Source organism: Tautonia sp. JC769, from assembly GCF_040717455.1.
GTDB lineage: Bacteria > Planctomycetota > Planctomycetia > Isosphaerales > Isosphaeraceae > Tautonia.
The window spans coordinates 1-12924 of the sequence record NZ_JBFEFH010000053.1; the positions used below are offsets into that span (position 1 = coordinate 1).

At 68.2% G+C, this 12924-nt stretch carries 8 protein-coding genes; 7 read left to right on the forward strand and 1 reads right to left on the reverse strand.

The window, feature by feature from the left end; genetic code table 11:
* Positions 1-194: 194 nt before the first annotated feature.
* From AB1L88_RS26655 to AB1L88_RS26675, 5 genes are all read left to right on the forward strand, one after another.
* Entirely contained in the window at positions 195-452 is a 258-nt protein-coding gene (locus AB1L88_RS26655; protein ID WP_367099764.1) for a FeoA domain-containing protein, read from the forward strand.
* 1 nt (position 453) lies between these two features.
* Complete coding sequence (locus AB1L88_RS26660) at positions 454-687, forward strand: FeoA family protein (protein ID WP_367099765.1); 234 nt, start codon at positions 454-456, stop codon at positions 685-687.
* Positions 688-880: 193 nt separating this feature from the next.
* Complete coding sequence (gene feoB, locus AB1L88_RS26665; RefSeq protein WP_367099766.1) at positions 881-3118, forward strand: ferrous iron transport protein B; 2238 nt, start codon at positions 881-883, stop codon at positions 3116-3118.
* An 81-nt stretch (positions 3119-3199) separates the two neighbouring features.
* On the forward strand, positions 3200-3469 hold the full coding sequence (locus tag AB1L88_RS26670; RefSeq protein ID WP_367099767.1) for a hypothetical protein: 270 nt from the start codon (positions 3200-3202) through the stop codon (positions 3467-3469).
* A gap of 175 nt (positions 3470-3644) precedes the next feature.
* On the forward strand, positions 3645-6617 hold the full coding sequence (locus AB1L88_RS26675) for a hypothetical protein (RefSeq protein ID WP_367099768.1): 2973 nt from the start codon (positions 3645-3647) through the stop codon (positions 6615-6617).
* A 171-nt stretch (positions 6618-6788) separates the two neighbouring features.
* Here the strand turns inward: AB1L88_RS26675 and AB1L88_RS26680 are convergent, their stop codons facing one another.
* Positions 6789-7109: a hypothetical protein gene (locus AB1L88_RS26680; RefSeq protein ID WP_367099769.1), complete on the reverse strand. Its 321-nt coding sequence runs from the start codon at positions 7107-7109 to the stop codon at positions 6789-6791.
* A gap of 888 nt (positions 7110-7997) precedes the next feature.
* Here AB1L88_RS26680 and AB1L88_RS26685 point away from each other — a divergent pair.
* Complete coding sequence (locus AB1L88_RS26685) at positions 7998-11402, forward strand: PVC-type heme-binding CxxCH protein (protein ID WP_367099770.1); 3405 nt, start codon at positions 7998-8000, stop codon at positions 11400-11402.
* Positions 11399-12892, forward strand: a complete 1494-nt coding sequence (locus tag AB1L88_RS26690) for a N,N-dimethylformamidase beta subunit family domain-containing protein (protein WP_367099771.1) — start codon at positions 11399-11401, stop codon at positions 12890-12892. Before AB1L88_RS26685 ends, AB1L88_RS26690 begins: the two co-directional genes overlap by 4 nt.
* Positions 12893-12924 lie beyond the last annotated feature (32 nt).

The following is a 12924-nucleotide window of genomic DNA, read 5'->3' on the forward strand; positions in this document are numbered from 1 at the left end:
TCGCGATCGGCCGGGCCATTGACGCCCCTCGGTCCCCCCCTTTATAATTGGTTGGTGTTGAGACTGAATCTCAATAGCCGTCCCTCGGACCCCGACGGGATGGAGCCTCGATCCCTCCGTCGTGTCCCCGCTGCCCGCCACCCACCCGCCGACCGACCGCGGGACCAAGAGAAAAAAAAAGGGAGCGATCGTCGATGTCGAGCGTTGCCGAGTTGCCGCCCAGCGTTGCCGAGTTGATCCCGATGACCTTGCTGCGGCCGGGCCAGTCGGGGACGGTCGATCAGGTGCTCGGCACCGGCGACCTCGTGCATCGGCTCCGCGAGATGGGCCTGCGGCGCGGGGCCCGGGTGGAGATGATCCGCCCCGGCACCCCCTGCATGGTCCGGCTCGACGGTCACACGCTGGGCCTCCGGTCGAACGAACTGACGGGCATCCTGGTGAGGCCCTCCTGACATGAGTCGGCGGCTTTCGGACCTCTCCCTCGGCGAGTCGGCCTCGGTCATCAACGTTGATGCGACCGGCGACGTCGGCATGCGGGCTTTGGAAATGGGGGTCATCCCCGGCACGGTGGTCAAGCTCGTGGCGGTCGCGCCGCTCGGCGACCCCCTGATGTTCGAACTCCGCGGCTATCGGCTGAGCCTCCGCCGCGCCGAGGCCGCCAGCATCGAGGTCGCCAGCATCGCCTGATCCCCCCCGCCCGGTCGGACGCCCGGTTCGGCTCCCCCCCTTCGCACGACGCGACGCCGCCCGACGGTCGAACCGAAAGACCGCATCGCAATCGCCTCGGACCCGGAGCGACGATCGCCGGCAGACGGTCCCCCACCCTTGTTGGCAAGAACCCCCTCCCCCCCTTGACCGACCAGCCGAGTGCCCCTCCATCATGTCCATCGCCGCCGACCCCCAGACCCGGACCGTGGCCCTGATCGGCAACCCGAACACGGGCAAGTCGACCGTCTTCGGCGCCCTGTCCGGCGTCCAGCAGCGGGTGGGCAACTACCCCGGCGTCACGGTCGAGAAGAAGACCGGCCGGATGACCGTCGACGGCAGGCGCTGGACCCTCATCGACCTGCCCGGCACCTACAGCCTCGCCCCCCGTTCGCTCGACGAGATGGTCGCCGTCGACGTGATGCTCGGCCGCCGCGCCGACACGCCGAAGCCCGACGTCATCCTCTGCATCGTCGACGCCAACAACCTGGAGCGCAACCTCTACCTCGTCAGCCAGGTCCTCGAACTCGGCCGGCCGACCGTCGTCGCCCTGACCATGACCGACCTGGCCGAGGACCGCGGCACGACCATCGACCTGCCGAAGCTCCACGATCGGCTCGGCGTGCCCGTCGTGCCCATCCGCGCCCACAAGCGGGTCGGCCTCGACGCCCTGAAGGCCGCCCTGGCCGAGTCGGCCAGCCTCGACCAGCCGTCCGGTCCCCCCGAGAGCCCCTTCCCCGAGCCGTTCCGGGCCGAGGTCGCCCGCATCGAAGCCTGGCTGGCCGAGGCCAGAGCGGGCCTGCCCCCCTTGCCCCGCTACCTCGTCGAGCGGCTCCTGCTCGACACCAGCGGCTACCTCGAAGGCCACGTCGCCCTCGGCTCCGGGAGCGTCGCGGGTTTGCACGCCGAGATCCTCGACGCCCGCCGGCGCCTGGCCGAGGCCGGCTGCCCCGTCCCGGCCGTCGAGGCGATGGCCCGCTACGGCTGGGCCGCCTCGGTCCTCGACGGCGTCGTCACCCGCCCCGACGAGCCCCGCGTCACCTCCGGCGACCGCGTCGACCGCGTCCTGACCCACCGGGTCTGGGGCACGCTCATCTTCGTCGCCCTGATGGCCCTCATCTTCCAGGCCGTCTTCACCTGGTCGATCCCCCTGATGGACCTGATCGACGCCGGGGTCGGCGGCCTGGCCGGCCTGGTCGAAGGGGTGTTGGCCGAGGGGGCCCTCCGCAGCCTGATCGTCGATGGCATGATCGCCGGCGTCGGCGCGGTCATCGTCTTCCTCCCCCAGATCTTCATCCTCTTCTTCTTCCTCGGCATCCTGGAAGACTGCGGCTACCTCGCCCGCGCCGCCTACCTGATGGACCGCCTGATGACCCGCCTGGGGCTGAGCGGCAAGTCGTTCATCCCCCTGCTCTCCTCCTTCGCCTGCGCCATCCCGGGGGTCATGGCCACCCGGGTGATTGAGGACCGCCGCGACCGCATGACCACCATCCTCGTCGCCCCCTTGATGAGCTGCAGCGCCCGCTTGCCGGTCTACACCCTCTTGATCGCCGCCTTCATCCCGCCGATCGCCCTGGCCGGCTTCGTCAGCCTCCAGGCGATCACGATGGTCGCCATGTACGCCGTCGGCGTCGTGACCGCCGCGTTCGTCGCCTGGGCCCTGAAGAAGACCGCCTTCAAGGGGCCGACCCCGCCGTTCGTCATGGAGCTGCCCGCCTACAAGTGGCCCTCGCCCCGGGTCGTCCTGCACCGGATGTTCGAGCGCGGCTGGTCGTTCGTCCGCAGGGCCGGGACGATCATCTTCGCCGTCTCGATCGTCATGTGGGCCTTGCTCTACTTCCCCCGCCTGCCCGAAGCGACCGAGGCCGCCTTCGCCCGGCAGGTCGCCACGCTGGAAGCCGAGCGCGAGGCGACCGACGACGCCGAGGCCGCCGCGGCGATCGACGACCAGATCGCCGCCCTCGAAGCCCGGGCCGACGGCGAGCAGAAGCGGTCGAGCCTGCTCGGCCGCGCCGGCCGGGTGATCGAGCCGGTCGTCCGCCCGCTGGGATGGGACTGGCGGATCGGCGCCGCGGCCATCGCCTCGTTCCCGGCCCGGGAGGTCGTGGTCGCCACCCTCGGCGTCATCTTCGACGTCGGCTCCGACGTGGAAGGGGAGGAAGGGGCCAGCCGGTTGCAGACTGCCCTGCGAGACGCCGAGACCCGCGACGGCCGAACCCTGTTCACCATCCCCGTCGCCCTGTCGGTGATGGTCTTCTTCGCCCTCTGCGCCCAGTGCGTCTCGACCCTGGCCGTCATCCGCCGCGAGACGAACTCGTGGGGCTGGCCGTTCTTTTCTTTTGCTTATATGACGATTCTTGCGTATATCGCTGCCATGGTCGTGTACCAGGCCGGCACCTGGATTGCGGCCTGATGGCCTCGGAGGCGTGTCTCACAACGACGGCGAGGCAGTGAGCTTGACTCCGGGCATCGGCCCCGGGAAGGACGGCGAGCGATGACCTTCGACTGGCAGGACCTGGCGGCGCTGGGGGTCGTGGCGGTCGCGGTGCTTTACCTGGCCCGCCTGGGCATCGCGGCCGTCTCTCCGCGGGGATCGTCGGCGGGCGGCTGCGGGTCGGGCTGCGGCTCCTGCCCGGTCGGCCCCGCATCGACCGCCGGCCGCTCCCACACCAACGGCAAGGGCGATCCGCTCGTCATGATCGGCCCGCCCCCATCGCCGTCGAAGCGGGACGGTGAAGCAGGATCAGTCCCCAAGGGGGGCTGACGCGGACGGTCCCACCGATTCTCTCTCAGGCTCGCGCGAGGCCGGCTGGCGGTTTCCCGCGGTCCGAACTTGAGGGAGGGTTTCCTGGTTTCTTGCCGATCATTTGCCTCACGTGTTGAATGGTTGAGGTATAATGCCCCGGGATACCTGAGAATCTCCAACCCGGAGTCCGCATATGCGTTTGGTCGAGGGTGACCTGGCCCGTTCGGGGGAATCCGCCTCGCGTCGCCGACGCCCCCGGAACGCGGTTTTGCCGCTGTGCGAGGCGCTCGAAGCTCGCTCTCTCCTCGCCTCCGATGTTCGGATCGAATCGGTGGTGATGGAGGGGCCGTCACTTGCGCTGCAGCGTACCACCTTGCACGAAGTCTACATCGACCACCTCCTGGGTCCCCGAGAGAACCTCAACGAACGCGAGTTGCAACTCCGCCAACAAGGGATCGGCCGGCTCGATTCCGGCCAGAACCGTCAGCGAGTCGTGCTCGATCTGCTGCGACAACGCGGTTCCAGCGAGGTGCAGGTCGAGCACGCTTACCTCCACCTGCGCGGCCGAGGGCCGTTGGGCCCGGAGCTGAACCGCGGTGCGGCGATTCTCAACCAGGTGGATCGCCGGGGGCTGGTCCGCTCGATTCTCGTCTCCCCCGGCTTCTTCCAGGAGCAGTCTGGCGGTTCGCGTCGGGAGTGGATCGCCGACGTCTACCAGCAGATCGTCCGCCGGGAACCCACGGAGGCCGAGACTGAGCGGTCGCTCCGGGCCCTCGGCATCGGAGTCGGCCCTGCTCAGGTGGTCCGCCATCTCCAGGATTCGCCTGAGGCCCGGGGCATTCTGGTTGCGGCCGTCTACTCGGCCGCCGGCCTCTCTCCCGACCCGCTTCAGGTCCAGGAGGGTTTGCAGCTCCTCAATCGCCCGTTCGGCCAGCTCGTGCTCCAATCGCGGGTCCTGGCCTCGGAGGGGCACTTCGCTCGGGTCACGGGCACGAGGGTCGGTCCGGCCTCGGGCTTCTCCGCCCAGGCCGACTCGTCGTTCGTCACTACAAATTTCAGCATGTCTGCCCAGATTGACACGTTTGGATACCAGTTCCACACCGTGTCCTCCGCCATCGCCGAGCCTTCCTTGTCCGAGTGGATCGTCGGCGCTTCGGCCAGCTTCGACGGCACGCTCTGGGCCGCTCAGGCGAACGGCGTGTCCCTCTTCGACTCCGCGAGCAACTCGTGGAGCCTCCTCGACGACCGGAAAGACATCACCCACCTCGCCGCCGTCTCCGAACTGGACTCCTGGGGGATCGGGCGAGACCCGAACACCTTCGAATCCTACCTCGTTCGCTTCGTTGGCCGCGCATGGGACAAAACCGCTTATCCTCTCCCGGATGGCGACACTCCGTCCGACCTGGCCGCCACGAATGACGGCACCCTCTTCGTGCTGGGTCGCAGTGGGGTTTACGTCCGCCCGGCCGACGGCTCGGCCTTCACCCCGCTCCCGTCCAACCTGCTCGAATATGCCGACATCACGGCTGGACCCGGGAATTCCCTCTGGGCCCTCGGCAAGAACGGCGGCGAGGACCTGCTCTGGTACTTCGACCCCCGCGCCGCCGCCTGGATCCCCGCACCGATGGCCACTCCTGTTGCTCAGGTCGAGCTGGGGATTCTCCAGATTCAGGGCGGTGCCGACGGTTCGCTCTGGCTCTTGACCAACCAGGGGACCTACGTGGCCTTCGCCGATTCCCCGGCCTTTGCCCGGGTCGATCCCAGCAGCCTTCCCGCCGGTGCGGCGATCCTCGCTCCCACCTCGGGCAATCTGACTTACGCGGTCTTCAATACGTCCGACGCCCAGGACGAGGCCCTGACCCGCGTGCTGCAGGTCGTCGTGGGGATCCTCGATCAGCCTGCCGTGCCCTTCGTCCCGTTCTCGGCCGACGACGCCGAGGTTTACTCGAAGATCGCCCAGGCCATCAGCCTGCCCTCGTCGGTCGACCTGCTCCGCGGCCGCTACAACGACAGCGACGCACCGATCGCGACCTGGCGCAACGACCTGAAGAATCTCCAGCCCCCCGCCGGTGTCGACCCCGACGCGTTCCGTGCCATCCAGGGCTTGTTACTCGTCGAACTCGACGGCGTGAGCAACGTGCAGACCCTGTTCGGCAATTACACCGATTTCCTGAGAGACATCTCCGACCCGGAGACGAACCTGCTCCAGGGAGCTGCCTCCTACGTCCAGGCCGAGCTGACCGGGAAAGACTCCGACCAGATCGTCACCGTCTTCCTCGAAGCCTGGGCCGGGGCGATCTTCGCGGGCATCGCCGCCGATCCGGACCTCATCGCCGCCTTTCCCGAAGCCGATTACAGCCCCTTCTTCAGTGAAAACCCAGCTCTCGCAATCAACGAGGATGGCTTTGCCCATCGCGTCGTGATCTCCCAGGTGCGGGACGCCTCGACCCGCAACATTGCCACGACGCTGCTCTGGATGCTCGACGCCGGCTTCTCCTCGGCCCTCTCCGATGTCAACGGCGATGGCGTGCCCGACCGCAGCTCCGACGTGGATCTGGCCCTGGGTGGCCTGGCCGACGGCCTGGCCGACTTCTTCCAGTCGAACAAGAAGAGCCTCGACGACGCCAGGGCAAGCATCCTCGCCGACTTTGGCCGCCTGAGACTGGTCGGCGCCCTGGTCACCACGGGTGCCTGGAACTGGCCCGACGACGCCATCGACGTCATCGAGCAGGCGGCCACCCGACAGTACGAGATCCTGGCCTTCCAGACGCTCATCCCCGCCAAGTGGGAGCTGGTCAACTTCGCCTACGGTAACCCGGACGAGTACCCGCTGTCCGACACCCTCGACGCGCCGATCGGCCTGGCCTTGGATTCCAACGGCCAACTGGTCGACGTGGGGGACGTGTACGTGCGGCGGAACAGGAACTCCAAGGGGCACCTCTACGCCTGCGTCACCTTCGCCCACGAGATCGGCTCGAATCGAAACTTCTACAACGATTCATACGTAGGTCCCTATCCCACCCAGCAGATGTTCGAGCGTCTTTTCATCACCCTGGAAGTCGAACCCGAAGACTTCTGGAATCGCCAGGGAAACTGGTCCAATCTCCCCTCGGTCGAGGTTCGACCCCGAGGCTCGTTCAGGCACGACCCCTGTGTGTTCGACTGATCGTTCGCCCGGTGACCAAACAGGATCGACCCGAGGTCTGCGAACCCTGGGAGGGAGCTCCACAGTCCTCGGGTCGATTCGCCTTCGAGGGGGTGACGGAGACCCGCGACATCGAGCGGGTCTCCGTAAGATCGGTCGAACCGAACCGAACCGAGCCGGTTGCACCCGGGATCAGATCGAGAAGCTGAGCTGCTGGCACAGGGCGCCGATGTATCGAATTTGCTCGATATTTGGCCCCGATCGACCCTTGGCGACCGAGTTGACCCGCGAGACGAGCCGCCCGCACGACCGCTCCATCCGCTGGTGAAACTTCCTCAGTTCGTGCGGCGAGGCCCCGCCCAGCGCCGCCTGCCGCAGGCCGACGGCCGCCTGGTGCAGGTCGATCGCGTCGCGGTACATCCGATCCCCCTGCGGCACGATGTGGGCCGTCGGCCCGAAGACCTCCAGGAACGCCCCGACCTCGCCGATCAACTGATCGACCAGCCCGATCACCGGCGCGGGTCCGACTCCCGGCGGACAGGCTCCGACCTGCCCCCCATGACCGCCGAACCCGGGCGATCCGTAGCCCTGGCCGTGACCGTGATCGTGACCGTGACCACCGAAGCCGGGGGTCGTGGGGAAACCGCCGGTCGGGAAGCCCCCCGGGACTTGCCGGCCGAAGCCCGCGCCCGGGTGATGGCCGACCGGACCCGATTGGCCCGGGAAGACCGACCCATACCGATGTGCCGATGTCGGCGCAACGGCCCCCGCCCAGTCCCTCCCTGGGCCTGCTCGATGCCCCGAATATCGATCAAAGCCCGACGATCCGTGGCCGATCGGCGGCAGCCGACGGTCAAGAAACCGCCCCTTCGCCCGGCCTCCCGAGAGGGAGACGACCATCAGACTTGCCATCAGGGTTGCGGTGAGCATCATCCTCGACATGGTGCACTCTCCTGTTGCGTTGCGATGCAATCGCGGCTGACATACCTCCGGACGGAGATCGGGCCGGTCGGTTGGGCCGACTTCGGGTCGGGCAGACCCAGACGCCCGTTGGGGTGACCGGCGCGGTTTCCATTTCCCTGCGACCCCATCACGTTTCGATGGGTCGCGACTCGCCAGGGATCAAATACACAAGGCGTGCCAATGGGGCTGATTGTAAGGCTTTGTTTTTGAAGGTCTTTTTGCAGAAGGGGTTTATGTCGATTGGGCTCGTGGGGTTTCCTCGGGATGAATCCCAGGTTTCCCACTCAAAACCAGGATTCTGGCGTGAGTGAAGATTCTGCCCGGAACGGGGCGTAGCGGGTCGCTCCGCCCCCGGCGCGACGGGTATACTCCGGAGATTGCCGCCCGCCACTCCCCGGCCCCGCCCCCCGCATCGGCCCGATCGAGGAGACGCTTGACATGAGGCCCTGGCCCCCCCGTCGGCTCGCATTGCTGATGACCTTCTTCGGCCTCGTCCTCCCGGGAATGGCCCGAGGGCAGGGACAGACGGGGGCTGAAGAGGAGCCGGGGCTGATTTCCGGCTCCGGGCTCTCGCCGACCGAGGCGCTGGCGAGCTTCCGGGTGCGCGACGGCTTCCGGGTCGAGCTGGTCGCCGCCGAGCCGCTGGTCCGGGACCCGGTCGCGTTCGACTGGTCGGCGGACGGGCGGCTCTGGGTCGTCGAGATGGCCGATTACCCGCTCGGCACCGAGGGGGGCGGTCGGGTCCGCGTGCTGGACGACACCGACGGCGACGGCTTGTACGACGCCTCGGCCGTGTTCCTCGACGGGCTTTCCTATCCGAACGGGGTCATGCCCTGGCGTGACGGCGTCTTGATCTCATGCGCCCCGGAGATCGTCTACGCCGAGGACACCGACGGCGACGGCCGGGCCGATCGGGTCGAGGTGCTGTACACCGGCCTGGCCGAGGCGAACCCCCAGCATCGGGTGAACGGCTTCTCCCTGGCCCTCGATGGCTGGGTCCACGCGGCCGACGCCGATGGGGGGACCGTGCGATCGACCAGGAGCGACGCGCAGGTCGAGGTCCGGGGCCGCGACATCCGCTTCCGGCCCGACGACGGGTCGATCGAGCCCGAGAGCGGCCGGTCGCAGTTCGGCCGACGGCGGAATGATTGGGGGGATTGGTTCATCAACAACAATTCGCTCTGGGCCTGGCATGTGGTCGTGAGCGATGCCGACCTGAGGCGGAACCCGGCCTTCGCCGCTGCGGCGACCACGCGGGTGCTGGAGCCGAATACGCGGCTGTACCCCGTCAGCCGGACCCTGGCCCGCTTCAACGACCCGGGGTCGGCCAACCGGGCGACCTCGGCCTGCAGCCCCGAGCCGTACCGCGACACCCTGTTCGGCCCCGAGTTCTCCTCAAGCCTGTTCATCAGCGAGCCTGTGCATAACCTAGTGCATCGGATGGTCCTGGAGCCCGAGGGGGCGACCTACTCCGGGCGTCGGGCCGAGGGGGAGGAGGCGTCCGAGTTCCTCGCCTCGACCGACCACTGGTTCCGGCCGGCCTCGATCCGGACCGGGCCCGACGGTGCGCTCTGGATCGCCGATATGCAGCGATCGGTGATCGAGCATCCCGAATGGATTCCCGACGACTGGGAGCGGCAGATCGACCTGCGGGCCGGTGAGGACCGCGGGCGCATCTACCGCGTGGTCCCCTCAGACCGGCCGGCTCGGGCCATCCCGAGGCTCGACCACCTGGACGCGGCCGGGCTCGTGGCGGCGATGGACAGCCCGAACGGCTGGCAACGCGATACGAGTCAGCGATTGCTGATGCACAAAAGCAGTCCGAATGCAATCATGCCATTGCGCGAGTTGATGAGGGTCAGTCGATTTCCGGAAGCCCGGGTGCAGGCGATCTGGACGCTTGCCTGTCTCGAGGGGCTCGACGCGGAGACGATCCGATCGGGATTGGCGGATGGACACCCCGAGGTCCGCCGCGCGGCGATCCTGGCGGCTCGGCTGGGCGATGGGTCGTACGAGGAGGTGGGATCGGCCATCGCGGATCGGGTCGACGACCCCTCGGCGCGGGTGCGGTTCGCCGTGGCGCTGGCGATGGGAGACTGGCCCGATGCCGGGGCCGGGAAGGCCCTGGCATCCCTCGCCCTGAGCGACGGGGACGACCCCTGGTTCCGGGTCGCCGTGCTCAGCTCGGCGCGGTTCCACGCGGCGGCGATCCTGTCGGACGTGCTCGCGGAAAATGTGGTGGATCGCTCGTATGAGAACGTTTGGATCGGACACTTGTTCGCGGCTGCGGCCCGGGAGGCGGGCCCTGAAGGGCCGGCCGGCCTGGTGCGGTCGCTCGTGACCGCGATCGAACAGGCGTCGGAGCGGGACGGGCCGGCGGCGATGGGGATGCTGGCGAGCCTGCTCGATGAGGCGGGGAGGCTGGGGTTGCCGCTGACGCGCTGGGAGGAGCCGTCGGCCGGACTGGCTCGGGAGGTGGAGCGAATCGGGCCGCTGATGGACCGTGCCCGCCAGGTGGCGGCCGACCCGTCGCGGCCCGAGGCGGATCGGCTGGCGGCGATCCGCTTGCTGGGTCGCGAGCCGGGAGGGGGCGCACGCGATCGGGCCGTGCTCGACGCGCTGCTCCGCCCGCAGGAGTCGGTGACGATTGCCCGGGCGGCGGTGGATGCGGTGAGTCGGCTCGGCAGCGGGGAGGTGCCCGCGTTGCTCCTGGAGGGCTGGAAGGGGCACGGGCCGACCCTCCGATCGGCGATTCTTGACGCGTTGTTGGGTCGTGATGCCTGGCGAAATGCCCTGCTCGACGCCCTGGAGGACGGGCAGATTCCGGCGGCGGAGGTCGGCCCCTCGCATCGGGCCCAGTTGGTGGGGCATCGGGATGCGGCCGTCCGGGAACGATCGGAACGGCTGTTCGGGGCCTCGGACGGGGCGAGGGCCGCGGTGGTGGAGCGGGCACGGGAGGCGCTGGCGCTGGGGGGCGAGCCGGAACAGGGGCGAGCGGTTTTCAGGGAGCACTGCTCGACCTGTCACCAGCTCGACGGGGAGGGGTTCGCCGTGGGGCCGGACCTGACGGTCCTGTCGGACCGATCGCCCGAGGCCCTGCTGGTGGCGATCCTCGATCCGAACCGGGCCGTGGAGGCACGATATGCCGCCTACACGCTGGCCACGAGCGACGGACGGGTGGTGTCGGGCCTGATCGCCGAGGAGACGTCGAACGCGCTGGCCCTGCTCAGGCAAGGGGGGGAACGCGACACCTTGCTGCGGTCGGAGATCGAGGAGATCGCGACCGCGGGACAGTCGCTCATGCCGGAGGGAATGGAGCAAGATATCGACTTGCATGAGCTGGGGCATTTGATCGCGTTCCTGCGCGAGCATGGTTTACGGCCGAACGAGGTGCCTGGCAATCGTCCGAGGCGGATCGGGTCCGGATCCGATGGGGGTGTCCGGCTGCCGGCCGACGCGGCGGAGATCTACGGGAATCGTCTGACGTTCGAGCCGACGCATCAGAACCTCGGCTGGTGGATCCAGGAGCAGGACCGGGCGGCCTGGACGTTCGCCATCGACCAGGCGGGGACGTACGACGTGTGGCTGGAGTGGGCCTGCCCGGACGACGGCGCGGGCGGGGCCTTCGTGGTCGAGGTGGGGGCCGACCGAGTGAGCGGCACCGTGGCCGCAACCGGGGGCTGGGACGAGTACCAGCGTGCCAGGATCGGCACGGTGACGCTGGGGGCCGGTCGGCACCGCCTGGATGTCCGGCCGGCAGCTCGGCCCAGGGGTCCCTTGATGGACCTCCGGGCGATCGAGTTGACGCCGACAACGATTGAGAATGAGGATACGCACCCATGAACGTCAGTGGCTTGATCCTTTCGACGATGGTGCTGCTGGGCACCCTGCCCGAAGGTCGCTCGTCGATCATCCGGGACGAGAACGCTAAACCGGGGGCGACCGACTGGCAGCTCACGCGCGTCCGGCCGGATGGCGGCGGCTTCCGGTCCCCCTGGATCGAGGGGTATTGCTCGAAGCAGAGCGTGAAGGCGGGGGAGTCGATCGACCTGATGATCTCGACCGACCCGCCGCGTCCCTACACGGTCGAGATCTTCCGGATGGGCTATTACGGCGGGCGGGGTGCCCGCCTGATGACCACCCTCGGGCCGCTCGAGGGGACCGCCCAGCCGGTGCCCGAGCCCGGCGAGAAGAATCTTCATGAATGCAAGTGGGAAGCATCGGCCTCGTTGACGATCCCCGACGACTGGGTGAGCGGGGTGTACCTCGGCCGCCTGACGACGATCCCGGAGGCGGAGGATCGGCCCTACTGGCAGAGCTACGTCGTGTTCATCGTGACGGACGACCGGCCGGCCGACATCCTGTTCCAGTGCTCCGACAACACCTGGCAGGCGTACAACACCTGGCCGAACAACTATTCGGTTTACACCCATCCGAAGGGGAATCAAGGGCCCTGGGCCAACGTAAGCTTCGACCGGCCTTATGGGCGCGAGGCGCAGTTCAACGGGGTCGTGAACGACCCGTTGACCTTCGGGTCGGGGGAGTTCCTGCCGTTCGAGTTCCCATTGGCGTACTGGTTGGAACAGCATGGATATGATGTGACGTACTGTTCGAACAGCGATATGATCACGCCCGATCGAGGGCTGAAGTGCAAGACGTTCGTGAGCGTGGGGCATGACGAATACTGGGACATTCGCCAGTTCCGCAGCGTGGAGACGATGCGCGAGGCCGGGGTGTCGCTGATGTTCTTCTCGGGCAACAGCGTCTGCTGGGTGACGCCGTTCTCGCCCAGCGCGGACGGTAGGCCCAACCGGATCATCTTCCGGGGGGGGCCGTACGGCGCGGAGAATGATTACGCCGTGAACCGCGAGCGCGACCACGGCCCCTTCCCCGAGCGGGGGCCGGATGAAGGCTTGCTGATGGGTGCCCGCAACGTCGAGCCGGTCAACGGCGGCGGCGACTGGATCATAACGAAGCCGGATCACTGGATCTTCGAAGGCACGGGGGTGAAGGCGGGGGACCGCATCCCCGGCCTCATCGGCTGGGAATACCACGGCGACCCGGCGGACATCCCGGGGCTTGAGGTGGTTGCCGCGGGGACGGCCTGGGTCGGCGGCGAGCGTCCGCAGCAATGGACGGCGACGATCTATCCCGGGCCGAAGGAGAACTTCGTGTTCAACGCCTCGACGATCTTCTGGGCGCAGGGGTTGTCGACGCCGCCGGGGCATGTGTTGCCCTGGTCGCACTGGAGCCGGCCGCACGGGCCGGACGAGCGGGTGCAGCGGATCACGAAGAACCTGTTCGATCGGGCGATCGAATCAATAGGCGAGTGAGCGTCGGGGTGGCTGGGGTCGGCACGACCCCA